The organism is Herbiconiux dendrobii (assembly GCF_052048175.1).
In the GTDB taxonomy this organism is placed as follows: domain Bacteria; phylum Actinomycetota; class Actinomycetes; order Actinomycetales; family Microbacteriaceae; genus Herbiconiux.
Map to the genome: position 1 here is coordinate 15,414 of NZ_JBLZQV010000010.1, position 24,171 is coordinate 39,584.

General features: G+C 66.5%; 32 protein-coding genes. 13 read left to right on the top strand and 19 right to left on the bottom strand.

What is annotated here, in order from left to right:
• Positions 1–11: 11 nt before the first annotated feature.
• Genes ACN4JJ_RS19950 through ACN4JJ_RS19970 form a run of 5 tightly spaced genes read left to right on the top strand, consistent with a single transcriptional unit; the run spans position 12 to position 1,950 of the window.
• Entirely contained in the window at positions 12–446 is a 435-nt protein-coding gene (locus ACN4JJ_RS19950; protein WP_440711648.1) for a hypothetical protein, read from the top strand.
• Positions 443–1,054, top strand: a complete 612-nt coding sequence (locus ACN4JJ_RS19955) for a hypothetical protein (protein WP_440711649.1) — start codon at positions 443–445, stop codon at positions 1,052–1,054. The genes ACN4JJ_RS19950 and ACN4JJ_RS19955 overlap by 4 nt, the downstream gene beginning before the upstream one ends.
• A gap of 3 nt (positions 1,055–1,057) precedes the next feature.
• A complete protein-coding gene (locus ACN4JJ_RS19960) occupies positions 1,058–1,264 on the top strand; it encodes a hypothetical protein (protein ID WP_440711650.1) in 207 nt (68 codons plus the stop codon).
• 52 nt (positions 1,265–1,316) lie between these two features.
• On the top strand, positions 1,317–1,526 hold the full coding sequence (locus ACN4JJ_RS19965) for a type II toxin-antitoxin system HicA family toxin (RefSeq protein ID WP_440711651.1): 210 nt from the start codon (positions 1,317–1,319) through the stop codon (positions 1,524–1,526).
• 16 nt (positions 1,527–1,542) lie between these two features.
• Positions 1,543–1,950, top strand: coding sequence for a hypothetical protein (locus ACN4JJ_RS19970; RefSeq protein WP_440711652.1), 408 nt, complete (start codon positions 1,543–1,545; stop codon positions 1,948–1,950).
• A gap of 35 nt (positions 1,951–1,985) precedes the next feature.
• Here ACN4JJ_RS19970 and ACN4JJ_RS19975 read toward each other — a convergent pair whose 3' ends face one another.
• The 6 genes from ACN4JJ_RS19975 to ACN4JJ_RS20000 form a co-directional block, all read right to left on the bottom strand.
• A complete protein-coding gene (locus tag ACN4JJ_RS19975; protein ID WP_440711653.1) occupies positions 1,986–2,471 on the bottom strand; it encodes a DUF4411 family protein in 486 nt (161 codons plus the stop codon).
• Positions 2,468–3,556: an ImmA/IrrE family metallo-endopeptidase gene (locus ACN4JJ_RS19980; protein WP_440711654.1), complete on the bottom strand. Its 1,089-nt coding sequence runs from the start codon at positions 3,554–3,556 to the stop codon at positions 2,468–2,470. The genes ACN4JJ_RS19975 and ACN4JJ_RS19980 overlap by 4 nt, the downstream gene beginning before the upstream one ends.
• A gap of 120 nt (positions 3,557–3,676) precedes the next feature.
• Positions 3,677–4,111, bottom strand: coding sequence for a ParB family protein (locus ACN4JJ_RS19985; RefSeq protein WP_440711655.1), 435 nt, complete (start codon positions 4,109–4,111; stop codon positions 3,677–3,679).
• A complete protein-coding gene (locus ACN4JJ_RS19990; RefSeq protein ID WP_440711656.1) occupies positions 4,108–4,986 on the bottom strand; it encodes a ParA family protein in 879 nt (292 codons plus the stop codon). Before ACN4JJ_RS19990 ends, ACN4JJ_RS19985 begins: the two co-directional genes overlap by 4 nt.
• Before the next feature lie 117 nt (positions 4,987–5,103).
• Complete coding sequence (locus ACN4JJ_RS19995) at positions 5,104–5,337, bottom strand: glutaredoxin domain-containing protein (RefSeq protein ID WP_440711657.1); 234 nt, start codon at positions 5,335–5,337, stop codon at positions 5,104–5,106.
• Between the two features lie 239 nt (positions 5,338–5,576).
• Positions 5,577–5,888: a winged helix-turn-helix domain-containing protein gene (locus ACN4JJ_RS20000; RefSeq protein ID WP_368499899.1), complete on the bottom strand. Its 312-nt coding sequence runs from the start codon at positions 5,886–5,888 to the stop codon at positions 5,577–5,579.
• Between the two features lie 479 nt (positions 5,889–6,367).
• Between ACN4JJ_RS20000 and ACN4JJ_RS20005 the strand changes: the two genes are divergently transcribed.
• From ACN4JJ_RS20005 to ACN4JJ_RS20040, 8 genes are all read left to right on the top strand, one after another.
• Positions 6,368–7,444: a MinD/ParA family ATP-binding protein gene (locus ACN4JJ_RS20005; RefSeq protein ID WP_440711658.1), complete on the top strand. Its 1,077-nt coding sequence runs from the start codon at positions 6,368–6,370 to the stop codon at positions 7,442–7,444.
• 18 nt (positions 7,445–7,462) lie between these two features.
• Positions 7,463–7,774: a hypothetical protein gene (locus ACN4JJ_RS20010; RefSeq protein ID WP_440711659.1), complete on the top strand. Its 312-nt coding sequence runs from the start codon at positions 7,463–7,465 to the stop codon at positions 7,772–7,774.
• Positions 7,775–7,777: 3 nt separating this feature from the next.
• Entirely contained in the window at positions 7,778–8,464 is a 687-nt protein-coding gene (locus ACN4JJ_RS20015) for a hypothetical protein (RefSeq protein ID WP_440711660.1), read from the top strand.
• Positions 8,464–9,870 (top strand): hypothetical protein, encoded by a 1,407-nt coding sequence (locus ACN4JJ_RS20020; RefSeq protein WP_440711661.1) that lies wholly within the window; start codon positions 8,464–8,466, stop codon positions 9,868–9,870. Before ACN4JJ_RS20015 ends, ACN4JJ_RS20020 begins: the two co-directional genes overlap by 1 nt.
• 92 nt (positions 9,871–9,962) lie before the next feature.
• The gene (locus ACN4JJ_RS20025) at positions 9,963–11,516 is read left to right on the top strand and encodes an SCO6880 family protein (protein ID WP_440711662.1); all 1,554 of its coding nucleotides are present in this window, start codon (positions 9,963–9,965) and stop codon (positions 11,514–11,516) included.
• Between the two features lie 56 nt (positions 11,517–11,572).
• Positions 11,573–12,994 carry a putative type IV secretion/conjugal transfer ATPase gene (locus ACN4JJ_RS20030; RefSeq protein ID WP_440711663.1) on the top strand — a complete coding sequence of 474 codons (1,422 nt, stop codon included), beginning with the start codon at positions 11,573–11,575 and terminating at the stop codon, positions 12,992–12,994.
• 4 nt (positions 12,995–12,998) lie between these two features.
• Complete coding sequence (locus tag ACN4JJ_RS20035; RefSeq protein WP_440711664.1) at positions 12,999–14,084, top strand: hypothetical protein; 1,086 nt, start codon at positions 12,999–13,001, stop codon at positions 14,082–14,084.
• A 38-nt stretch (positions 14,085–14,122) separates the two neighbouring features.
• Positions 14,123–14,323: a hypothetical protein gene (locus tag ACN4JJ_RS20040; protein ID WP_440711665.1), complete on the top strand. Its 201-nt coding sequence runs from the start codon at positions 14,123–14,125 to the stop codon at positions 14,321–14,323.
• A gap of 40 nt (positions 14,324–14,363) precedes the next feature.
• On the opposite strand, the gene ACN4JJ_RS20045 is transcribed toward ACN4JJ_RS20040, so the two are convergent.
• From ACN4JJ_RS20045 to ACN4JJ_RS20105, 13 genes are all read right to left on the bottom strand, one after another.
• Positions 14,364–14,543, bottom strand: coding sequence for a YegP family protein (locus ACN4JJ_RS20045; RefSeq protein ID WP_440711666.1), 180 nt, complete (start codon positions 14,541–14,543; stop codon positions 14,364–14,366).
• Positions 14,544–14,614: 71 nt separating this feature from the next.
• Entirely contained in the window at positions 14,615–14,830 is a 216-nt protein-coding gene (locus tag ACN4JJ_RS20050) for a hypothetical protein (RefSeq protein ID WP_440711667.1), read from the bottom strand.
• Between the two features lie 36 nt (positions 14,831–14,866).
• Complete coding sequence (locus ACN4JJ_RS20055; RefSeq protein ID WP_440711668.1) at positions 14,867–15,562, bottom strand: SOS response-associated peptidase; 696 nt, start codon at positions 15,560–15,562, stop codon at positions 14,867–14,869.
• Positions 15,563–15,653: 91 nt separating this feature from the next.
• Positions 15,654–15,968: a hypothetical protein gene (locus ACN4JJ_RS20060; protein WP_016465414.1), complete on the bottom strand. Its 315-nt coding sequence runs from the start codon at positions 15,966–15,968 to the stop codon at positions 15,654–15,656.
• Positions 15,965–16,525: a signal peptidase II gene (gene lspA / locus ACN4JJ_RS20065; protein ID WP_016465415.1), complete on the bottom strand. Its 561-nt coding sequence runs from the start codon at positions 16,523–16,525 to the stop codon at positions 15,965–15,967. Before lspA ends, ACN4JJ_RS20060 begins: the two co-directional genes overlap by 4 nt.
• Positions 16,522–18,435, bottom strand: coding sequence for a heavy metal translocating P-type ATPase (locus ACN4JJ_RS20070; protein WP_016465416.1), 1,914 nt, complete (start codon positions 18,433–18,435; stop codon positions 16,522–16,524). The genes lspA and ACN4JJ_RS20070 overlap by 4 nt, the downstream gene beginning before the upstream one ends.
• On the bottom strand, positions 18,432–18,791 hold the full coding sequence (gene cmtR, locus ACN4JJ_RS20075) for a Cd(II)/Pb(II)-sensing metalloregulatory transcriptional regulator CmtR (RefSeq protein WP_016465417.1): 360 nt from the start codon (positions 18,789–18,791) through the stop codon (positions 18,432–18,434). The genes ACN4JJ_RS20070 and cmtR overlap by 4 nt, the downstream gene beginning before the upstream one ends.
• Before the next feature lie 95 nt (positions 18,792–18,886).
• Positions 18,887–19,297, bottom strand: a complete 411-nt coding sequence (locus ACN4JJ_RS20080) for an arsenate reductase ArsC (protein WP_016465418.1) — start codon at positions 19,295–19,297, stop codon at positions 18,887–18,889.
• A 22-nt stretch (positions 19,298–19,319) separates the two neighbouring features.
• On the bottom strand, positions 19,320–20,318 hold the full coding sequence (locus ACN4JJ_RS20085) for a metalloregulator ArsR/SmtB family transcription factor (protein WP_016465419.1): 999 nt from the start codon (positions 20,316–20,318) through the stop codon (positions 19,320–19,322).
• Positions 20,315–21,412 (bottom strand): ACR3 family arsenite efflux transporter, encoded by a 1,098-nt coding sequence (arsB, locus tag ACN4JJ_RS20090; protein ID WP_016465420.1) that lies wholly within the window; start codon positions 21,410–21,412, stop codon positions 20,315–20,317. Before arsB ends, ACN4JJ_RS20085 begins: the two co-directional genes overlap by 4 nt.
• Positions 21,409–21,735, bottom strand: coding sequence for a thioredoxin (gene trxA, locus ACN4JJ_RS20095; protein WP_016465421.1), 327 nt, complete (start codon positions 21,733–21,735; stop codon positions 21,409–21,411). Before trxA ends, arsB begins: the two co-directional genes overlap by 4 nt.
• Positions 21,732–22,718 carry a thioredoxin-disulfide reductase gene (trxB, locus tag ACN4JJ_RS20100; RefSeq protein ID WP_016465422.1) on the bottom strand — a complete coding sequence of 329 codons (987 nt, stop codon included), beginning with the start codon at positions 22,716–22,718 and terminating at the stop codon, positions 21,732–21,734. The genes trxA and trxB overlap by 4 nt, the downstream gene beginning before the upstream one ends.
• A 121-nt stretch (positions 22,719–22,839) precedes the next feature.
• On the bottom strand, positions 22,840–24,141 hold the full coding sequence (locus ACN4JJ_RS20105; RefSeq protein WP_101847476.1) for an NAD(P)-binding domain-containing protein: 1,302 nt from the start codon (positions 24,139–24,141) through the stop codon (positions 22,840–22,842).
• Positions 24,142–24,171: the final 30 nt, after the last annotated feature.

Below are 24,171 nucleotides of genomic sequence, written 5' to 3' on the forward strand. Positions count from 1 at the left end.
GGACGACGGCCATGCTCACACTCACCACCCCCGACGGAACCACGATCAGCGCCGACACCGACGTCGAACTCGCCTCCAAATGGCTCGACCACCAGCACGGCACCGACTGGGACACGGGCGTCATCCCCTTCGACCAGCACGACGTCATCCACTCCACCATCGAAGAAATCGCCCTCATGCGCGACGGCAGCCTCTCCGGCTACACCGTCACCGAGAGCACCCCCATCGACACGGCCACGCTCGCCCGATTCGTCGACGCCTTCACCTGGGACACTGCGGGCGACGTCGCCGCGACCCTCAACTGCGGCGAGGTCGACGCTCTAGCCGATCTTCTCCGCGCCGCTGGAGCCACCGACCGGGCAACCCTCTGGATCGAGCGCCACGCCGAGGGTGACGAAGAAGGCGACGCCCACTATCTCGGCACCGACCAGGAGGCAGGACGATGACCACCACAACCATCACCGCGCCCCTCGTCGCCGCGATCGAAGGAGCCTGGGCCGCGATCCAGGAACGCCACGAAGACGTCCCCGAGGTCGTCGTCACCCTCGCTTCCGGCAACGGCCGCGGGGGCATGGCCTACGGCCACTTCGCCGCCTCACGCTGGGCACGCGGCGACTCCCTCGTGCACGAGCTGCTGGTCGGCGGAGAAGGCCTCCAGCGCGGCGGCCGCGCCGTGCTCGGCACCCTCATCCACGAAGCCGCCCACGCCGCCGCCGAAGCCCGCGGCATCAAAGACACCAGCCGCCAAGGCCGATTCCACAACACCCGCTTCAAGGCCATCGGAGAAGAGTTCGGGCTTACCCTCACCAAGGACCCCTCGATCGGCTGGTCAATCACCGACGTTCCCGACGACACCGCCACCCGCTACCGCACCGAAATTGACGCCTACCGCCTGACCGATATCGGAGCCGTGAGCAAGAAGACCAACAACGGCGTGGTGGCCGTCTGCGAGTGCGGGGGGAAGCTCCGCGTCAGCCGCTCCACGTTCGAGGTCGGCCCCATCGTCTGCGGTGTGTGCAACGCTGAGTTCGAAGCAGAGGACGACGAGGGGTGAACCATGCAGGCGCTACAGACGGCAGGCTTCGCCGTCTTCGCCTGTGGCGCCGTCCTCCTCGTACTCCCCCGCGTGCTCCCGATCCGCGGCCGCGGCCGCCGCGGCTTCAACCGCGCGGCCCTCGCCGCGTTCGCGCTCGGACTGCTACTCATCATCGGCCCGCTCATCGTCGGCATCATCGGACACGCGATTCTGTACCGGAATAGCTGAAAACATCTAGTCCCCCTTGATGTTTACTATCTAGGGGGACTAGACTAGTCTTATGACCAAGCCACAGAAGTACCGGGACGTTACCAAGTTCCTGCGATCGAAGGGCTGGGAGTTCAAACGCCAGAAGGGCAGCCACGAAATCTGGGGGCCGTCCGACTCCGGCATGATCTTCTCACTCGTCGCTCACAAGGGCGAAGTTTCGGTCGGAGTGGTTCGACAGATTCAGCAAATTTTCCCGGATGCGCCTCGTGAATGGAATTGATGTGAAGACCAGCCAGATGCCCCGCACGCTCCACGCACGCGCCTACCGCGACGCCGGCAAGTGGTGGACGATCGAGATTCCCGAACTCACCTCCACCGGCCCCAACGGCTCCACCATCATCGCGATCGGCGGTGCCGTCGCCTTGAAGGACGTCGACCAGGCCGCCCACGACCTGGCCGCCGTCTGGCTCGACGTCGACGACGACGAGATCACGGTCGAGGTGACCGTCGAGCTCCCCGAGGCCGCAGCCACGATGTGGGCCGAAGCTAACGAGAACGAAGAGCACTCCCGCGAAGCGGCCGCAGCGGCCGCGCGCCTTCGGCGCGAGGCCGTGCAAACGCTCAAAAGGAGCGGACTCACACAAGCCGACGTCGCCCGAGCGCTCGGCCTCTCCGCTCAACGAATCAGCCAGCTCTCACACTGATCTCCGGTTGACACCTAGGTGTCAACCGGCTCGAGTTACGGCAGGACGAAGGACGCTTTTTCGAGCCGCAGCATCTCGAACGGAGTCCTCCAGGCGACGCCGTGTGCGATGCATGCATCCGGAATTTTGACCTTATTGCGTCGTTGCGGTTCCGACTTCTCCATTGTGACGACGGTGAGACTGTGCGCGTGCGCATACGCAACCAGCTCGTAGTCCGCCGCTCCCAGAAACTCGGTGACAGCGGCAGCGGTGAAATGCCCGGCATTCGCCCACGTGGCAAGGGCTTGCAGGCTGGGAGCACACGCTGCATCCATCGGCACGAACATTGACGAGCGAGCGGCCGCCCAGGTCGTGAGATCGTCCTGGCCGGCGGCGATCTCAGTGCCAATGGGTTGAATGCTTTTCAGCAGACCAGCATTGAAGGAGCGGTCGAGCCAATCCCAGAAGGCCGGCACGAAGTCCAGCCCGTAATGCGCTTGATTCGACTGAATGAAAATATTGGCGTCGAGCAGATACGTCACGCCACCCCCAACTTATTGGCCATGCCCTCGAAGGTGGATCGCTTTGCGGCACCCAGGAGACTAAAAGCGTCCCGATACAGCGTGCGACCTTCTAGGGCGTCCACAATCACGGCTCGCGCGAACGACTGACTGATCCGAAGAGGCTGAGTGTTGTAGTAGTCACCGCCGCCACTTCCCTTTCGTGAGGCGATGATCTCTTGCAGTCGTTCCAGCTCGATCTGATAGCGAGCGCGGTAGTCGTCCCAAGTGAGGAATCCGCTATCGAAAATGCGTTTCAGCACGACGAGAGTGCTGACCTTATAGAGCCGTGCTAGACGCTGCAGCTCGCCGAGATCACTGTCTTGCCGATAGTCGATCTTGATCGAGCTAGACGGCACTAGAACCTCGGCGGCGACGTTGTTCGCCCATAACTCGTGATCGTTCTGAGTCTGGTTCGCCATCTGCGCGTCCGACAGCGCCGTCTCGCCCAGCCAGATGTGGGCCAGCTCGTGGATGAGAGTGAATATCTGGGCAGACTTCGTATCCGCACCGTTCACAAAGACCAGCGATGACAGGGGGTCGGTGAGCGCAAATCCCCGGAACTCACTGGGATCGAGTATCCGGTGTGTATTGCTCCCAACGATGCCGGACACCATGACTAGTACGCCAAGCTGCTCTACAGAGTCGATTAGCTGCCGTAGAGCCTCTTCCCAGGACGAGAACCGCGCACGCCGATCTAATCCGAAATCGAGCATGCGACGAATCTCGTCAGCCACAATGGCTGGAGAGTCGTCGATCGTGGCCGAGCCCACAAAGGAGAACGGCTCGTGGCCCTGATCGGCTGCATACGAGCGGAACCAGTCTTGGCGTCGCTGTGCTTCGTAGATTGTGTCGAGCAGATCGGGGCTCGGCGCACTGATGGCGTTATTGCCGAGCGTCCGAAAGTCCGGGATTGGTACGGGCTCCTCAGGTGGCTCCGGCAGGAACAGGTAGCCAAGGGGGGTATGTGTGGCATGGGCGAATCCCTCCAACTGTTTGAAAGTTGGCTGCCCGTCGCCGGCCGCCCATTTGGAGAATTGTTCATAACGCGCGCTGTTCGTGGGCATGCCGGACCGTTGGAGCGCCCACGTCAACATCGTTGGGCTTACCGGAACACGCACAGCCACGGTGTGACTCCCCCTTTACGCGTTGAACCGAATATACAAGTGCATGTGGGCCGATCGCTCCTACGAACTGAACGGTCGACCCTGGCGGAAGCTTCCTCCATTAGGCGTAAACGCCTCTCCCCCGTTGTATTCGTCTGCAAGACGTTGCAGCTCGCGCTGGATGGCGCCTTCGACAAGTGCGGAGAACGAGGGATAACCGTTTGGAAGTCCCGCCGTGCGCAGCACGGCGGTTTCGGCGGTCTTCTTGACCGATCGGTGGATGGTCACTGTCACCGGTGTCTTGACGTCGGCGGCGTCTTTCGTGGAAGTCGGAACGGTCGCGGGTGATGACTTGACAGGTCTTCCCCCTGCCGGCTTGGCGGCCCGAGGCGCAACTGCGGACGCTTCCACCGGCACTTCGGGTACTGTCACGGTCGGCGTCTGTACCGGCTCGACTGAGGGCATGAGCTTGATCGGACTCGCGCTTCCGGGGCGACGCCGCTGGGGCTGGCTCATGCTCGTGCTCCCGTCGGGATGAGTTCGTTGATGAATCGTGACGCGAGTGCGTCATACAGGGCAACGGTCTTGCGTGAGTTTCGATCGTTGTAGGAGCTCAAAGATGCCGCCGCGGCATCTGCTTCCGTGAAGCGCGACCATTCGGGGATGTACGCCGGATTGACCGTTACTCCCCCGTCTGGCCAGTGCACGGGGCCTTTGAGGCTCCACACCAGGTCGCCGAACTGCTCCTCGATGCCTTGAATCTGGAAGTCATGTTCGGCTGTCGGCTTGCGACGAGTGACGACGACGCCGGCGACGTGAAGATCCGGGTTAACTAGGTCGACAGCGTGGCGCTCGACGAAGTCACGCACGCGGATCGCCGCTTCGATCGAGTCGTAAGCCGGGTCAGTCGGGATGAGGATGGTGTCGGCAGCAGCAAACGCCATCTGCACCAGGTGGCCGAGGTCTGGCCTGGTGTCGATGAGCACGACGTCGTAGTCATCGATCCACCCAGTGAGCGCTCTCCGAAGTCGACGCACTGCACCCAGAACGGCGGCCTCTGATTCGCGATTGATGAGGTCATATCGTGATGGCAGGACATCGATCAGCTCCGACTCCGGGGTGGGCTGGCCTTCGCTATCGACCCAGCCGCACGCAAGCACGGCGGACTCCCCCGCGCCGTCCTCGCCGGACTTGATGACTTCGGACATAGTGACGATCGCATTTTGCGGATCGATCTCGATTCCGAGCCGTCGAGTCGTATTCGCCTGTGGGTCGAGATCGACCACTAAGACCCGCAATCCTCGTCGCGCGAGGGCGGCGGCGAGCTGCACCGTCAGGTGCGACTTTCCCACTCCGCCCTTGTTGTTCGCGATCGTCGTGATGTGCGGCATGACGCCTCCTCAAAATATTGCGTTTATGGTAACGCAATAAACAACAGCAACACAATACTTTAAAGGCTTTTATTCCAATAGTTTATTGGAACTATGCGAAGCGCATAAACTATTGCATTACGAACGACTACGTAGCGCCAGAGCCACGATGAGGTCGGGGCGGAAGCCTGACCAGTGGGCGGGACCGGCGATCACGACGGGGAGCTGCTGGTGCCGGAGCGATCGCAGAAAGTCGCAGGCTTTGGGGTGCTGCTCAACGTCGACGTACACGTGCTCGACCTCCTTGATTTCGAGAGTTCGCTTGGTGGCGGTGCACTGCGCGCAGTTGCTTCGGCCGTAGACGGTGACCATGATGATTCCTCCCAGACGTTTTGAAGTGCCAAAACCGGCAAGAGCATCGATGGTGAGCGGGAGGCGCGTAGTGCCGGAGTTCTCGGGCGAAATAAGCCCCGCGAGGGGCGCGTTCGGGAACTCCGGAACGGAGCGCCGGGAGCGAACTACGATGTGGCGGCCGGTCTTGGCGCTGTAACGCCCGCGCAGCGGGGGAGGGGCGTTGACACCTAGGTGTCAATCAGCTCGAGCTGACGGCGTCAGCGAACCATCCAGGACCAGAGCAGGCTCAGGTCGTCGACGAACTTTCCACGATCGGCGGAGTAGCGCACGGTGCGCCCATTGCGCTGGCCCTCGACGTCAGCGGTGACGTAGCCCGCCTCTTCGAGGTCGGTGAGCGAGACACGTGCAGATGCGGGGCTGACGCCCGTGGCATCCGCGATCGCGGCCACTGTCGACTTGGGGTGATCGAGCAAGAAGCGCAGCGTCATCATTCGGGAGCTGCCTGAAATCGAGCGGTAGGCCACCTCGGCTCGCTCGGGCATGTCGGTCGGGTCGCGACGGCTCGGCATGGCTCCATTGTGCCCCCGCGCTCGAAGCGTCGCCGTGTGGCCTGAGAGGTTGGGTGTTTCGGTGCTCATACGATTCTGTCTCCTACCTTGTAATCCAATTGCAAGATAAGGAATTCAGGTCTAATGTCCCAAGTTAGGCATAACCTAGTGAGAAGTCACCACTTCGGGGGGTATGAGCGTATGAGCGATATGGGTCACATCGTCTCAATTCCGCGCTTTGGTGGCGTGCAGGCGGGAGTCAGGAAGCGTCTAGCTGATGGTCGGGCAACGCGCTGTGAGTCGCAAGATTTGCGACGCTGCGGGCCAGCCTTGTCGGTTGGCTACAACTTTCATGCACACGAAAGAGACTTGGAGTCCCAAAGATGAGTTCAGAACCTGTCGGTGAGTCGCGCACATCCCACTTCTCGGGGGCCTATCAAGCGGCCGGTTACGTCGAGGACGCGGCCCCACCAGCCAGCCTCCGGGCCGTAGGCGGGGGAGTGGCCACGGAGGTCGCGCCGACCCCGTTGCCCGCTGACGTTGTGATCGCGGTCGAGCAGAACGAGGAGCCTGAGCGGTCCATCGGCGCCCATGCAGCGCCGATCACAGATGCCGAGTTCCAAGCGGAGCTCGCGCCGGAACCGCTCGATGATCTGGCAGTCATCAGCACGATCGAGAAAGCTCCAACAGCGACCCAGGGGTGGCGGGGACTAATGAGCCGGCTCGGGTTGAAGATGGAGCCGGGGGAGTCGGAGAAGCAGCAGCTCCAGGCGGCGGCGCAGCTTGCCGGATGGGAGACGGTGATCCGGCAATTCGTCGGCACCGAGGCCGTGGGCGTGCTCGTCGCGAACCCGAAGGGGTCGAGTGGAAAGACGCCGACGTCGATTGTGCTCGGCGGCCTTCTCGCCACGATCCGTGGAGGATCGGTCGCGGTCCTCGAAGTGTCCGACGATCGCGGTACGCTCTCGTTCCGCGCCGAGGGCAACCCCGCCCGGGGTGTGGCCGAACTGGTGAGGGACGCGGCCGGCATCCGCAGCGCCGGTCAGCTCGCCGGCTACACCGCCCCGCAGACCAGTTACGCCTCGATCATCGGCTCGGTCGGGAACCGCGCACCCCTGACCCACGACGACGTCGTGTCAGCCGCACGGGTCATCGATGAGTTCTACGCCATCCGGGTGATGGACTCCGGCAACCAGCCCACCAGCTCGGCGTTTGCGGGGGCAATCGAGACAGCGGATGCGCTTGTGGTCCCGGTGTTGAACTCGGCCGACGTCGTTCTGGAGGCCGTGGCCATGCTTGACCGTCTCCGGTCAGAGAGTCCGAAGGGCGCGCAGCTCGCGAACACGGCGATCATCGTGCGACTCGTCGACGGCCGCCCCGAGAACCCCCAGCTCGTCGCTCGCCTTGACAACATCATCGACCGCGCCAGCGTCGGGGGAGTGTTCACCATCCCTTACGACCCCCACATCGCCGAACGCGGCCAGATCACCCTCGGCAAGGTGTCGCCGGCCACCCGGTCGGCCTTCACGGCGGCCGCGGCCGCCGTCGTCCACACCATCCAGAAGAACACCAAGTAAGCCAGAAGGAGACAACTCATGAGCCTCACCACTCGCGTGCTGGCGATCGACAACCCGATCGACGGCATCATCCCCGACTTCTCCATCTTCGGCGCTGAGTTCACCGCTCTCTGGCAGAAGCTCCTCGCCGGCCTCTGGGGCCTCGCGATCGTCGCCGCGATCGTATTCCTGATCGTCAACGTTGCGTCGATGGCGACAGCCTCCGCAGGCAACAACCCGATGGAGTACAAGACCAGCCGCACCCGCGCGCTCGTGTCCGGAATCTCCCTGGGCATCCTCGCCGCACTCGCGGTCATCGTGGGGGCGATCCTGGCTGTCTTCGGGAGCTGACGCATGCGAGCCGAAGCACGACCACCACGCCGCATCTGGCCCTGGTTCCTCGCCGGGGCCGCCGTGATCGCGGCCGCCGTCGTCGTGCTCGTCATCGCCCTCCGGCCCGCATCACCCAACCAGGTCGACGGCGCGCCCGTCCCAACCCCCACACCGAGCACGACGGTTGTGACTGACCAGGAACCGACAGGCTGTCTTGGCGGGCCGGAGCGCGACGCGGCGATGCTGCTCGCGGCGCAGGCGGCAGCCCCTCACACCACTAACGGGGCGGTAGAAGTGGCTGCTGCGATGGTGCGTTGGACATTCCGCGATCCCGCGGTAACAGCGGACGAAGCAGCGCAGGTTGAGGGGGTGCTTTTCGCATCTACGGCGACGCCCCAGTTCCGCGATCTTACGAGCGCACTGCCGAAAGGTCAGAACAACTCGTCCGGTGTAGTCCCGAACGGAACTCCGTTCTACCTCTCCACGGTGCCCGGCGTGTGGCACGTCGAGTCGGCGGAGCCTGACCGAGTCGAGGTGTCGGTTGGCGCCGCATACGTTATCGACGGTGAACTGAGCCCGCAGCTGCGGTCGTCATCGACGCTAACGCTGGTCTGGGAAGACGACGCTTGGAAGCTCGAAAGCGGCTCGCTCTCGCGGACTACCCAAGACCTCTACGCGATCGGAACGACCTTCACCGGAGGTTGCTGATGGACAACGAGTGCCAGAACTGGATCGACTGCACAGCAGGCGGTATCGGTGATGCAATCAACAACGGCGGTCAGGTGCTCGGGTTCTTCCAAGACCCGTGGGGCAAGACGTTCGAGGCGATGCGGGATGCGTCGAAAAGCCTCGCCAACGACCTCCTGCCCGCGCTGACGTCGGCAACATTGCCCGATTTATCGGTCGACTGGTTCCTCAGTGCCTACGCGATCTCGTTCGCGACCGCGATCCTCGTGATGGTCGTCATCCTCCTCATGCAGCTCGTGCGGACGGCACGCGGTCACCAGTCGGGTCGAGCGTTGGCCGAGTCCTTGGGCCTTTACACGCCGCTGTTTCTCGGCGGGGCGATGTTCGGGCCGCTGATCGGTCTGCTGCTGGTGAACTTCTTTCACTCTCTGTCGAGCGTGTTCATGAGTTGGGGCATCACCGGCAGCATCGACGACACGATCAACGGGTTCCAGACGATGCTCGACGAGGCCGACCCCGTCGGCATGGCCGGGGGAGTGCCCGTCGCCGCGATCTTGATGATCCTGATGCTCATCGGCTTGCTGTTGGTGCTGTGCATCCTGATCGTGCAGCTCGTCGCTCTGTACTTCATGGGCGTGATCGTGCCGTTGGGCATCGTGTGGATCATCGACGAGAACCACCGCCGATTCGGGCTCCGCGTCATCGGGCTCTGGGTCGGCATTCTCGCCGCTCACCCGCTGCTGTTCTTGCTGCTCGGGGTGGCGTTCCAGATGATGGGTTCGAGCGTGAACACCTTCGGCAACAACGCCTCCCTCCAGTCTCTCGTTGGCCTCATCGTCGCCGTGATCGCGTTGTTCATCGCCGCGTTCTCACCATTGCTGCTGAAGAGCTTCGCGCCCGTCATTCCGCTGGGCACGGGCGGAAGTAACGGGGCCGGCAAAGACCCCGGCTCGTGGGGTTCAGACAAGCTCTCCTCCGTCACGGAGAGGCAGCATCCCGAGGCCACGCAACAGTCGGCTCCGACGAGTGAGTCTCAGGCAGCCCCCGCGGCCACGGACGAGCTACCCGTCTCGAGTGCAGGCGGCGGAGGGCTCGGAGCTGCCGCCGCGCAGCGGGCGAGCGTTGGAGCCGCAGGGGCCGGCACGGGTGCGGCCGGTGGAGCTGGCGCGGCCGCGGGAGCTAGCGCCGGGGCATCCGGTGCAGCAGCCGGCGTTGCTGGCGCTGGAGAGGGCGTCGCTGCGGGAACGGCCGCGGCCGGTGCGGGGGAGTCCGCAACCGGAGTCGGTGCGGTGATCGGCGTTCCCACGCTGGTGGCGGCCGGCGCGATGGCTGTGGGGGCGAAGGTCGGGGAGAAGGCGGTCGAGTACACCGACGCTGCTGCGCAGCAGTCGCTGGACACGATGGATGACGAAGGAGCCGACCTGTGACCACGGAGCAATTGCACAGCGACGCCGCCCGGCACATCGGCGGCGAGAGCGGGCACCGCTCGTTCTTCGGCGGCGCTGTCTCCAAGACCCGCATGGTGGGCCTGCTGGGCGCATTCCTCGCGATGCTCGTGTTCACCCCGATCTTCGGAGTGTGGGGACTCGCGCTCGGGCTCGGCGTAGGCCTGGTCGTGTTCTTCCTGACCCAGCGCACGCACCGCGGATCGATCCTCGACCGGCGCACCCGCCGGGCACGGTGGCGAGCACGGGTAAAGACCGGAACCGATGCGTTCGAACCATTCGACGTCGCGGAGTGGGATCAGCGCGAGCAAGCCGCAGCGCAGGCTCGCGGCCGCACCGAGAAGTGGGAGGCGGCCCGGCGGCTCACGATCATGCGGAGTCACCCGGACGGCGCGGACGGGATGGGGTGGTTGCAATGCGGCCACAACGAACCCGGGATCGCCTGGCACGCCCCGCTCGGAGAGCAGCCCTACCTGTCGGTTACGTTCACTGCCACCGGGCAGGTGTCGGGGTCGGAGTCGTCCGCGAAGCTCCGCCGTGCTGCTGAGGCGTTCGGACTGTTTCTCGCGTCGAGGGCAACGCCCATGAATCTGGTTAGCGACGTGCAGATGACCACCCGGGTGCTGCCGGCGGACTCGGCGATGCAGGAGTTCTGGGTGCTCAGCTCCCTCGACCCCGACGCGCCCGCCGAAGCCGTGCGGTCCTACGAGAATGTGTTGCGCCTGAACAGCGAAGACGCGATGGTGCAACGCCACTTCTTCACGGTCTCCTGGCCGATCACGGGCGCGTTCCACGACGCGGCCGCGAAGTACGGCGAGGGCCGTGACGGATGGCGGGGCCTGATGCGGCAGGAGATCGCGTCAACGCTCCGTGGCCTCACCGAGGCGCGGGTCGGGCACGTCGACGTGCTCACCGCGCGCCGACTGGCCGCAGTGATACTGCACCAGCAGAACCCCTCCCGGCCAATCGACCTCGTCAAGGGTGTCGATCCTGCCCGGCTCGGGGTTGCGTCGCACGATGAGTTCTCGGCGCAGATCGTCGAGGACGTCGACCCGATCATGGGCAGCCCGGTGCAGTGGTGGCATCGCACGGCGGCGATCCGGTCGGAGAACATGGCGATGGGCGCCCGCGGCCAGCTGTGGGCGCTCGATCTCCTCACTGGCTCGGACATTCGGTTCATCCGCACCCTGTCGTTCCACCTCCACCTGGTGCCCAAGGGTGAGGCGAAAGCCGCGACCGCGAAGGACGTCACGCGCGATCGCGCCGACCGGCTCGACGACGCGCAGAAGGGCCGCGTCGAGAACGACGAAACTGGCGCCAACCTCTCCGCCGCACGTCGACGGGCACTCGATCTCGCCCACGGGTCGCCTCACCACGGCGGCGCCTGGGTGGGCTACGTGACGATCTCCGAACGGGACCGGGACGCGCTCATGCGCGCCTCCCGCGCGCTCGAGGAGACGTGCGCGACCGGGCTCGGGATCGAGCGGCTGGAGTGGCAGGACTCCTACCAGGCGGCAGCATCCGGCACGACCTGGCCAATCGGCCGCGGGCTCACCCCGGGCCGGTCGTCGTTCGGGTCGAAGTTCATCAACGCCCTCGCGGGCAAGAGCGAGAGGGAGGCGCTGTGAGCGCACACGCCGCAGACAAGACCGAACCCAAGACGGCCGCGAAGGCGTGGCACACGATGCCGGTGCTGCGCGCGTTCGCGCCGCCCGTCGAGACGGCAGCTCAGGTCGACGAAGCCACCGGTGAGGCGCGGGAGATCGTGCCGTGGACGATGCCCGGGTCACGGCTCCGCACGAAGCTCGGCGCCGCCCGCCGCGGCTTCTACGCGCCCGCTCTCCCGGGTGCTCCGACGTCGACGAGACAGGCCGAAATCCTCAACACCGCGATCATCGGCGCACCAACCGGAACCAACGGTGTCGTGATCGGCCGAGACGTGCTCTCGCGCACGATGATCGCCCACGACCCCGTGACCGCCTACAACGCCTCACCCCGGCTCGTATCAAGCCCCAACGTGGTCGTGATCGGTGACGTCGGCTCCGGCAAGTCGTCGCTGACGAAGACGGTCTACGTGATCCGGCCGTTGCTGCTGAACAAGCGGCGGGCGGTGGTGTTCGACAAGAAGGATCGCGGGGGAGAGGGCGAGTATGCCGAGCTGGCGCGGGCGTATGGGCATGAGCCGATCAAGTTCGCCGTCGACGGGACCGGTACCCGCCTGAATCTCCTCGATCCGATGATCAGCCGCGGCACCGGCATGGTCGGGCAGATGCAGCTCCTCAACGTCGTCGCCCGGCTCGCCCGCGAAGATGAAGCCTTGAACGAGTGGGAAGAAGAAGCCCTCCGCGCGGCTCTCCGCCGCACCGTCTCGGCGTACCAGGACGGCCGCACGCCAACGTTGGCGGATGTGTTGCCGAACCTGTCGCGGGTGGCCGATATGGACGACTACGCCGGCCTCTCGCCTCAGGCGATCGACGCGCTGCACCAGGCCGGCCTCTCCGTGCGGTTCACCCTCAACACGCTGCTTCAGGACTACGGCGGGCTCCTCGACGGCGAGACGTCGAAGAACGTCGACCTCCGGGGCAAGCTGACCGCGTTCGATATCTCGCAGCTCCCCGACCAGGGCCCGGCGGTGCCGGCGGTCATGGCCATCGGGCACATGTGGCTCCTCGGCCGGCTCCGCGAGGACCGTGGGTGGGCGACGAACTGTGTCTACGAGGAGGGTTGGCACATCGCTGCCGGCCCGTCGGCGCAGCTCGCGCGCGCGAACCAGAAACTTTCCCGCGGACTGGGCCTGTCGAACGTGTTCGTGTTCCACAAAGGCACCGACATCCCGCCCGGGTCGCCGGGAATGGCGATGATCCAGGAAGCCCAGACCGTGCACGTGCACCGTCAGACCCTCCGCGAGGATGCGCTGTGGGCGGCGCGCACGTTCGCGTTCGGGACCGACACCGCGCAGCAGATCGAGCGGCTGGCCGACGGGCACCACATCTTCAAATACTCCTCGCGGCCGGAGACGCTGGTGCAGCACATCCGGTCGCCGTGGGAAACCCAGATCACCGACACCGACGAAGCATTCAAGGCCGCCGCCGGCATCCAGGGCTGACCTCATGGGCTGGAAGCTCCCCGCGGTCGCCGCCGTCACCGTCGTCGCCTTCACGGCGACCGCGGTGCTGTTCGGCATGGCCCCGGACGCGCGCGCCGGATGCGGAAGCGGCGTCGTTGACGCGGGTGCTGCCGGTAGCCAATCGATCGCCGGATTCTCGGGAGAGCAGCTGGAGAACGCGGCGCAGATCATGAACGCGGCCGCGGAGCTGAAACTCCCGACCGCGGCGCAGACGATCGGTGTGATGACCGCGATCGGGGAATCGACGCTCCGGAACCTCGACCACGGCGACAACGCCATCAACCCCGACGGGACCGTGGCCGATTCCGTCGGCCTGTTCCAGCAGCAGGAACGCGGCTACGGGCCGCTCGCTAACAGGATGGACCCGTTCAAAGCTGCGACAGCATTTTTCACCCGCCTCATGGGCGTGGACGGTTGGCAGACGATGGCTCCGACCCTTGCCGCGCACGCGGTGCAGATCAACGCCGACCCGAACTACTACACCCCCTTCTACGCCCCGGCCACGGCCATCGTGCAGGGGCTGGTGTCGACCGGGGGAGCGGGAGCGTGTGCGATCGGCGGGGATGCGGTGCAGCTCGCGCAGCAGCTCGTCGACGCCGCCGACCAGGGCCGGCTCATCGGCTCCACCCCGGACCACATCAAAGAGATTCGGTGGATCGCGCAGGGTCAGGCCGTCCCGGATTGCGGCGTCGACGTTCGCATCCTCCAAGTGCTCGTGCTCGCCCTCCAGGTCTTCGATCAGGTCGGCGTCTCCGACATCAACCGCAAATGCACCGGCCAGATCGAAGGCGCCGGCACCGCGTCATCGCACTACTTCAACGGCGGCGGCCTCGCTGTCGACTTCTACCGACTCAACGGGCAATCCCTCACCGGCGCCGATGGGAACTCGTTGCGCCTCATCAGTGCCCTCGACCCCGTCATGCCCGACGGCGCCCGAGTCGGCCAAATCCTGTGCCGCGCCGAAGCTGGCACCACGATCGCCACCAACCACTTCACCCAGTTCGACGACACCTGCAACCACCTCCACATCGACGTCGGATTCACCGACGGCACCCTCACCGCGCATTGACACCTAGGCGTCAACCCGCTCGAGCAAAGGAACCCCTCATGGTCTCTAGCTTCTGGCCCGGCATTCTCAGCAGCCTGCTCATCTACCTCGTCTTCGCAGCTATCCTGCTCTTCGCCCTCCACTGGGTCATCCGATCCGCCGTGCAGAGCGCGCTGCGCCGCCACCAGCTCTGGCTCGACGCGCAGAAGAACATCCCGCCCGGACCCACCGGAGCAATCGGTAACATCCCGCACAACTGAGCACGAACCCATCGAGGGCAAGCGCCCCGCGCGCGGCAGCCTACGTCTGGTCGACGACCTCGGCATCCGGCGCGTTGTTCTTCACGGACTCGATGCCGTTCTTCGCGGACGCCTTCGAGGTGTACCCCTCGGAGGTGGCGATGATTTCGCCGTTGCCGGCTTTTAGACGGAAACGGTATTCACCGTTCGAGGACTGGTACAGCTCAAACTTGCCGGCCATGATCTGCTCCCTGCTGGCCCACATCGGCGTGAGCCCCCGGCGTCACGATATCGCCGTACGCAGCACCAGGGCTAGAGGATGTCGCGCAGCGCCTCCACCGCTGATTCCGGCGTCAAGAACGCCCCCAGCGCATAACCGCGAGCTGTTTCGTGGCTGTCATCGGCGTTACTGAGACGGTAGCCGTCCGACTCGTGTTCGACCCGCCAGGGCGTCTCCACGAGGGCGCCATCGAGTTCCTGAACAACCCAGAAATGGTCGTCTTCGATCCCGCGGGCGATGAAGAGCATGCGGCGATTATCGGCCCATCCGCCGACGTCGCGCACTTACCCGTCGATGTCGACGGGTTCCAGCAGTTCGGGGTCGTCCCAGACGGGGCGGGCGCGCACGTTGTTGATCGCTTTGCTCACCGGGAAGGTGGTGATTGTGGAGGCGATCGTTTCGGACGTCGCCATGAGCATGTCGAGCGTTTCGGCCGGGTCGTCGAGGTCGCCGGGGGAGAGCCACGCATCCCAGGTATCCGGGGTCAGAAACGCCGGCATCCGGTCGTGAATCTCTCCGGACGCATCGCGGGCTTCGCGGGCGATGATCGCGAACCGCACCACCCAGTCGTCGCCCTCTTTCACGGGCACGTAGATGCCAGCGGCCGAGAGGAAATCGGCGTCGGAGTGGATGAAGTACGGCTGCTTCTTGCCTGCGATTGTCTTCCACTCGTAGTACCCCAGCATCGGCACGATCGCGCGTCGGCCGATGAACGCCTTCTTCCACAGATTTGAGCTGGTCAGGTTCTCGATCCGGGCGTTGATCTGCGGGGCGGGAGTCTTCAACCACGGCGGGCGGAAGTCCCAGACCGCATCCCAATCGACCTCTCGGCGCACCTCGCCGGATTCGTCGTCGACCCGGTCCCGAACGATCACCGACGGATTGGTGGGGGCGACGTTGTAGTTCGCAGCCCAATCAGACGGGCGCCAATCCTGAGGCTTCCCGCCGGCGTGCACGTAGGCGGTGATCGCCTCGTTCACCTTGTCGGTGGAGAGCAGTATTTCGGGAGGCAGTATTCGCACCACGGCTTGGTGGGCTCCATGTTGACCAGGTGATGATCGTGTCCGCCGGTTACGCCTGCTCGGGCAATGCTCGGATCGCCCGTTCGATCTGGGACGTGGTTGGTGCCCCAGCGAACCCGTTCTCCGTTGTGTAGACGCGGCACGCAAGTGCCTGTACAGGAGATGTCGGGAATAGGTCGACGCCGTCGGCCAGGAGCGTGGGCGATCCTCCGAACCCGAGGCTTGCCGCTTCGGCCTCGGTGTGGATCGTCACCAGCTCGACGGCGACGCCCCCGAGCCCGAGAGCGTCGAGCGCCGCGCGTGCGTTGGCTTCGGCGATGTCCGTGTTGGGGCAGTCGACGATGTGCAGCAATTCCACTTTCACGAGGCGCTTTCCGTTCTCTCGCTGTTGGTCATCGTGCGAGCGTTCGGCAGGAGGAGGTTCAGGCAGACGAGTCCGACCCCAATCACGACGAAGACGTCGGCGACGTTCCCGACGAAGAGGTCGCCGTAGGCGAGGAAGTCGGTGACGTGGCCGCGGCCGAACGCGGGCGGGTTCATGATTCGGTCGATGAGGTTGCCGACCGCGCCGCCGAGGACCAGCCCCAGCGCGAGGCCCCAGCGGGCACCGCGCAGCCGAATGGCGAAGATGACCACCGCGGCGGAGGCGAGTACGCCGATGAGGGTGATGATCCAGGTGGCCCCGGAGCCGAGCGAGAACGCGGCTCCGGGGTTGTAGACCAGGGACAGGCCGAACAGGTCCCCGACCAGCGGGATCCGTTCCCCCGGGGCCAGCTGTGCCACGGCGAGGGCCTTCGAGGCCTGGTCGAGCACCACAGCGAGCACGGCCACGACCAAGGTGAAGCCAAGGGCTCTCCTCGCCTGCGGCCGTGGGCCCGTACGGTCTTCGCCGACTGTCGCGGCGACGTCCTGCACGGTCACGCGATGGTCTTCCGGGTCCGGGCGGCGCGCAGACCGTTGAGGATCACGACGACCTCGGCGATCTCGTGCACGAGCACCACGGCGGCGAGGCCGAGGACGCCGAAGAGGGCGAGCGGGAGCAGGGCGCTGATGATCAGCAGCGACAGGATGATGTTCTGGTTGATGATGTGCCGTCCGCGGCGGGCGTGGTCGAACGCGCGCGGCAGCAGCCGCAGGTCGTGGCCGGTGAAGGCCACGTCGGCGGACTCGATCGCGGCATCGGAGCCGGTCGCGCCCATCGCGATGCCGATATCGGCAGCGGCCAGGGCGGGGGCGTCGTTGATGCCGTCGCCGATCATCGCGACCGAGCCCTTCGCACCGAGCTCTGCGATCGCAGCGGCCTTGTCCTCCGGGCGCAGTTCGGCGCGGACGTCCTCGATCCCCGCTTGGGCGGCGAGGGCGCGGGCGGTGCGAGCGTTGTCGCCGGTGAGCATCGTGACCCCGATGCCCTGCGCGGCGAGGGTACGGACGACCTCGGGGACCTCCGGGCGCAGCTCGTCGCGGACGCCGATCGCGGCGACCGGCTCGCCGTCGCGGTGGACGATCACGACCGTCATGCCCTGCTCCTCCAGCCCCGCGACCTGGTCGCCGAGGAATCCGGCGTCGAGCCAACGCGGGCTGCCGACCGTGATCCGCGCGCCGTCGAGCTCGCCTTCGATGCCGTGACCTGCCTGCTCGGTCACGCCCTCGGCTGCAGGGGCCTCAGGCGCTGCAGCGGTGATCGCGGCCGCGAGGGGGTGGGTGCTGTGCTGCTCCAACGACGCCGCCCACGCCAGCGCCTGCGCCTCGGTCACGCCGTCGGCGGTGAGCACCGCGGTGACGGCGGGCTCGTTGCGGGTCAGGGTGCCGGTCTTGTCGACCGCGACGTGGCGGATCACGCCGAACCGCTCGAACACGGCCCCGGACTTGATGATCACGCCGAACTTGCTCGCCGACCCGATGGCGGCCACCACGGTCAGCGGGACCGAGATCGCCAGCGCGCAGGGCGATGCCGCGACCAGCACGACGAGTGCGCGGGTGATCCACAGCTCCGGGTCGCCGAGCAGCGACCCGATGATCGCGACGAGAGCGGCGAGGATCAGCACGCCGGGCACGAGCGGGCGGGCAATGCGGTCGGCGAGACGGGCGCGGTCTCCCTTCTCCGCCTGCGCCTTCTCCACCAGGTCGACGATCGTGGTCAGCGAGTTGTCCGTGCCGGCCGCGGTCGTCTCGACCTCCAGCGCCCCCGCGGTGTTGATCGCACCCGCCGACACGGCATCGCCGGGCTCGACCTCGACCGGGATCGACTCCCCCGTGATCGCGGACGTATCCAGGCTGGAACGTCCCGTGCGGACGACGCCGTCGGTCGCGATCCGCTCGCCCGGCCGCACCAGCATCAACTGACCGACAGCCAGGTCCTTCGCGGCGACCTCCACCGAGACGCCGTCGCGGCGGACGGTCGCGGTCTCCGGGACGAGCTTGAGCAGCGCCCGGAGCCCGCCGCGAGCACGGTCCATCGCCTTGTCCTCCAGCGCCTCGGCGATCGAGTACAGGAACGCCAGGGCGGCGGCCTCCTCGACGTAGCCGAGGATCACCGCGCCGACGGCGCTGATGGTCATCAGCAGGCCGATGCCGAGCTTGCCCTTGAACAGCTTCCGGATCGCGCCCGGGGTGAACGTCGACGCGCCCAGCAGCAGACCGATCCAGAACGCCACCAGTGCCGGGATCTCCATCCCGGACCACTCCAGCGCCAGGCCGGTGAGGAAGGCGACGCCGGAGAAGACCGGGACCATGATCCCGCGGTCCCGCCACCAGGGGCGCTCCGCCTCCTCGGCTTCATCGCCTATGACAGTCTCGGGCTCGTCGTGCTCGCAGCCGCACGCCGCGCTCACTCGCCTGCTCCCGTCCCGCAGCAGCCCGGCACGGTGCACGAAGAGTCCACGCAGGGAGCGTGCTCGTCGACAGCAAGCGTCACGTCCACCAGTGCGGTGAGCGCCGCCGCGAGGTGCGGGTCGGCGATCTCGTAGCGCGTCTGCCGCCCCTCAGGCTCGGCGACCACGATGCCGCAGTCGCGCAGACAGGTCAGGTGGTTCGAGACGTTCGAGCGGGTCAGCTCCAACTCGCGCGACAGCACGGCCGGATAGCTCGGGCCGCCGAGCAAGGTCATCAGGATCCGGGAACGCGTCGGGTCCGCCATGGCCCGGCCGAGCCGGTTCATGACGTCGAGGCGAGAAGCAATAGTCAGCATGCACTGATTATACAGTGCTTGCTGAACTTACGAGGCAAGGAGGCTGTCGACGGAGAGACGAGGTCCCGGGGACAGTGCACGGCAATCGGAGTCGCTCAGACGAGTTCGCTGACCAACTGTTCGATGCGGGTGCGGATCTCGTCGCGGATCGGACGGACGGCGTCGATGCCCTGCCCGGCCGGGTCGTCGAGCTTCCAGTCCTCGTAGCGCTTGCCGGGGAAGAACGGGCACGCATCGCCGCAGCCCATGGTGATGACGACGTCGGAGGCCTGCACCGCTTCGGTGGTGAGGACCTTGGGCTGCTCGGCGGTGATGTCGATCCCGAGCTCGCCCATGGCCTCGACGGCGACGGGGTTGATCTGGTCGGCTGGCATGGACCCGGCGGAACGCACTTCGATGCGATCGCCTGCGCGGTCGCGCAGGAATCCGGCGGCCATCTGCGAGCGGCCGGCGTTGTGTACGCAGACGAAGAGGACGGAGGGCTTGGGTGCGGTGGTGTCGATCATGGTGGCTCCTGTGAGGGATGGGTCAGTGGGTGAGTTCGTTGACGAGGGCACGGACGCGGCCTTCGATGTCGTCACGGATGGCTTCGACGCCTTCGCGCGAGGCGAGGGCGGGGTCCCCGACCGCCCAGTCGTCGTAGCGAACCCCGGGGATGATGGGGCAGACGTCGCCGCAGCCCATGGTGATGACGACGTCGGCGGCGCGGACGGCGTCATCGGTGAGGGGCTTCGGGAAGCGCGCGGCCGCGGCATCGCCTTCGATCTCGGCGAGGATCGAGCGCACGTGGGGGTGGATGATCTCGGCGGGGCTGGATCCGGCGGAGCGGGCGATGACTTTGCCGCCGGCGATCTGGTTGACCAGGGCCGCGGCGAGCTGGGAGCGGCCGGCGTTGGCGACGCAGACGAAGAGCACTTGCGGGACGGAGTGGTTGCGGTCTCTGGTGATGTCTGCGAGTCGTTGCCTGGCGAAGCGTTCGGTGAGAGGGACGAGCGCGCCGGTGACTTTCGCGGTACGGGCCAGCGACGTGTAGGACTCACGCACGATGCTCAGCACAGTCTCCGGGGCGAGCTCGGGGATCTCGGCGGCGAGTTCGTCGGCGAGGTGGGTGATCCGGATGTCGAAGTCTGGGCGGATGTCGCGATCTTCGCTGTTCCCGTCCTCGCTGGGCGCCGTCATGGTCGCCGGGGCGAAGGAGTCCAGCAGGGCGGTGACGGCGCTGCGGCGGCTCGGGTTGATGCGATACCAGACCCATGTCCCGCGGCGTTCCGAGGTGAGCACGTCGACGTCCTTGAGCACCTTCAGGTGGTGCGACACGGTCGGCTGTGACACGTCTGCGAGCTCGGCGAGGTCGCAGACGCAGGACTCGCCGCGCGGGTCCGAGGCGATCGCAGAGAGCATCCGCAGTCGCAGCGGGTCGGCGAGTGCCTTCAGGGTCGCGGCCACCGTGCCGGCGGCCTCCTGGCCGATGGCGTGCGTGGCGACCGGGCTGCAGGCGTCGGCCGTGCCGGTGAGGGTGAGGTTCATGAGGTGATCCTTTCGCCGGTGTACGGATCGGTGTGGAACCAGGCTCGGGCCGCCCAGAGTGAGACGTAGACGAGCCCGACCAGGACGGGCACTTCGATGAGCGGGCCGACCACGCCGGCGAGGGCCTGGCCGGAGGCGGCGCCGAAGGTGCCGATGGCGACGGCGATCGCGAGTTCGAAGTTGTTGCCCGCTGCAGTGAAGGCCAGCGAGGTGGAGCGGGCATAGTTCAGCCCGAGTGCCTTGCCGGTGAGGATGCCGGTGAACCACATGATCGCGAAGTACGCCAGCAGCGGGATGGCGATGCGCGCGACATCCAGGGGATGGGACGTCACCTGCTTTCCTTGCAGAGCGAACAGCAGCACGATGGTGAACAGCAGCCCGTACAGCGCCCACGGTCCGATCACGGGCAGGAACTTCTCCTCGTACCAGTCGCGGCCGCGGCGCCGCTCGCCGATCCACCGGGACGCGAAGCCGGCGACCAGCGGCACGCCGAGGAAGACGAGCACGTTCAGCGCGATCTGCCAGACCGAGATCTCCAGCCCCTGGGTGTCCAGCCCGAGCCACCCGGGCAGCACGGTCAGGTAGAACCAGCCCAGCAGCGAGAACGCGACCACCTGGAACACCGAGTTGATCGCGACCAGTACGGCGGTCGCCTCACGGTCGCCGCAGGCGAGGTCGTTCCAGATCACGACCATCGCGATGCAGCGGGCGAGCCCGACGATGATCAGTCCGGTGCGGTACTCGGGCAGGTCGGGCAGGAAGATCCAGGCCAATGCGAACATCACGGCCGGGCCGACCAGCCAGTTCAGCACCAGCGAGGAGATCAGGAGCTTCTTGTCTCCCGTGACGGCGGCGATCCGGTCGTAGCGGACCTTCGCCAGCACCGGGTACATCATCACCAGCAGTCCGAGCCCGATCGGCACCGAGATGCCGCCGACCTCCATCCGGCCGAGCAGATCCGACAGCGCCGGCACGAACCGCCCCAGAAGCAGACCCGCGACCATGGCGAGCCCGATCCACAGCGGCAGCCATCTGTCCAGTGTGGAGAGCCGCCGGGTTGCGGCCCGGGCAGGGGTGGTGGTTGCGGTGGTCATGCGAGCAGTCCTTCGATCTTCTCGGCGATGACAGGCTTCGGGTGCGCGCCGATGAGGATGTCCGTGCGTGTGCCGTCGCGGTAGAAGCCGAGAGTGGGGATGGAGGTGACGCCGGCGGCGATCACTGTCTCGGGGTTCTGGTCGGCGTCGACCTTGACGATCTTCACGCGCCCCTCGTACTCGGCAGCGAGCTGCTCGAGCAGCGGGGCGACCTGCCGGCACGGCCCGCACCAGGTGGCCCAGATATCCACCACGACGGGGAGGTCGGAGCCGAGGACCTCGTCCTGGAACGTCGCGTCGGTGACGGCGGTGAGCGTGCTCATGCGAAGACCTCCTCGGTCTCGGTCAGGGCGTCCAGAGGCGCGGTCGCGTTCTCGAAGGCGGCGAGGAAGTGCTGGGCGTCCTGCGCTGCGGCGCAACCTGTGCCGGCGGCGGTGATCGCCTGCCGGTAGGTGTGGTCGACGAGGTCGCCGGCGGCGAAGACGCCGGAGAGGTTCGTGCGGGTCGAGGGGTGATCGACGAGTACGAAGCCGGCGGCGTCGGTGTCGACCGTTCCGGTGACGAGCTCGGAGCGGGGGTCGTGGCCGATGGCCACGAAGAGCCCCGTCGCGGGCAGGTCGCGCTCGGCGCCGGTGACGGTGTCGCGAAGCGTGACGGACTCGAGCTTCTCGGCGCCGTTGAGGCGTGCGACTTCGCTGTTCCAGGCGACCTCGATCTTCGGGTGGTCGAGAACGCGCTGCGCCATGATCTTCGATGCCCGGAACTCGTCGCGGCGGTGCACGATCGTCACCTTGGAGGCGAAGCGGGTGAGGAACAGGGCCTCCTCCATCGCGGAGTCGCCTCCGCCGACGACGAGGATCTCCTGCTCGCGGAAGAAGAACCCATCGCAGGTGGCGCACCAGGACACTCCGCGGCCCGTGAGGCGCTCCTCGTCCGCGAGGCCGAGCTTGCGGTACGCCGACCCCATCGCGAGGATCACCGCGCGGGCGTGGAAGGCCTCCCCTGCACCCGTCTCGATGACCTTGATCGGTCCCTCGAGGTCGACGCGGATCGCGTCATCGAGGAGGATGCGGGCACCGAAGCGCTCGGCCTGCTGACGCATCGACTCCATCAGTTCCGGGCCGTTGACCGGGTCGACGAAGCCGGGGAAGTTCTCCACCTCGGTCGTGGTCATCAGTGCGCCACCGGTCGTCACGGAGCCGGCGATCACCACGGGCGCCAGGTTCGCACGGGCCGCGTAGATCGCAGCGGTGAACCCCGCAGGGCCGGACCCGACGATGACCAGCTCAACCTCTTGAATCGACATGCTTCTATATTGACATCAATCTATGCAAGGCGCAATCGGCGCTGGCGTCGTTCACCGACTCTTCACCTGGACACGCGAAGAGGGCGGCCTCCCACGGGAAGCCGCCCTCTTTCCGAGACCGTCAGCCGACGGTGACGGGGCGCGAGCCGATCTGCAGCACGGACGGCGTGGCGCAGCAGCTGCTGCCTTCGGCGTCGAAGCCGCCGGCGCCGCCGCACACTCCGGTGTCGGGCAGGACAAGCTCGTTGCGGTCCGCGGCCTCATGGTCGCCGGCAAGGTGGGCTGCGACGCTGCGCACCTGCTCGTAGCCGGTGAGCGCGAGGAAGGTGGGGGCGCGGCCGTAGGACTTCGCACCGACGATGAACAGGTCCTTCTCCGGCTGTGCGAGCTGGCGTGCGCCGGTCGCTCCCACCGAGCCGCAGGAGTGGATGTTGGGGTCGATCTCCGAGGCGATCCCGGCCACGGCGTCCAGCGATCCGTCGAGCTCGATGCGCACCTCCCGCAGGATGCTGGTGTCGGGGCGGAACCCGGTGAGGGCGAAGACGCGCGTGACACCCGAGATCTCCTGGCCGTTCTCGGCGAGGATCGTGAGCGTGTCGCCGTCCTGCTGGAACTCCGCGACGCGGAACCCGGTGACGACCTCGACGACGCCGGCTTCGATGACCTTGCGTGCGCGGGAGCCGAGTGCGGCCCGCTCGGGCAGCTCATCTCCCGTTCCGCCGCCGAACACGTTCGTTGCACTCCCGCGGCGCAGCAGCCAGGTCACCTTGGTGCCCGGCTCGCGACGCGCCAACTCACTCAGGCGCAGCACTGCGTGCGTCGCGGAGTGGCCGGCGCCGACGACGACCACGTGCGAGCCGGCCAGCTCGAACACGTCGTCTGGGATCCGGTATGAGATGCGCTCCGAGGCAGCCGTCTCGCCGACCGCGGGGTATCCGTCAGCGCCCGCGGGGTTCGGAAGTGACCACGTGCCGGTCGCGTCGATTACAGAGCTGGCGAGGATGCGGCCATCACGGCCGTCCTGGTCGACCGTGTGCACGACGAACGGCTGCGCCTTCCGGCCGCTCGCGACGACCTTATCTCGACCCTGACGAGCGACACCGGTGACGGTCGTGCCGTAGAGCACCCGGTCGCCCAGAGCGTCGGCGAGCGGGGAAAGGTACTCGCTGACCCACTCAGCCCCGGTCGGGTAGCCGCTTGCTGGCGCCGTCCAGCCGGTCGGCTCGAGAAGGCGTCGCGCTGCGGCATCGGTGAGCTCCGGCCACCCGGAGAACAGTCGCACGTGTCCCCACTCGGACACGGCAGCACCGGCCGAGCCGCCCCGCTCGACGACCACGGCGTCAACGCCGCGTTCGGTCAGGTGGGCGGCTGCAGCCAGGCCCTGCGGACCGGCACCGATGACGACGACAGGAAGCTCAGACATCACATCTCCTCAGATCGAAAAACTTCAATA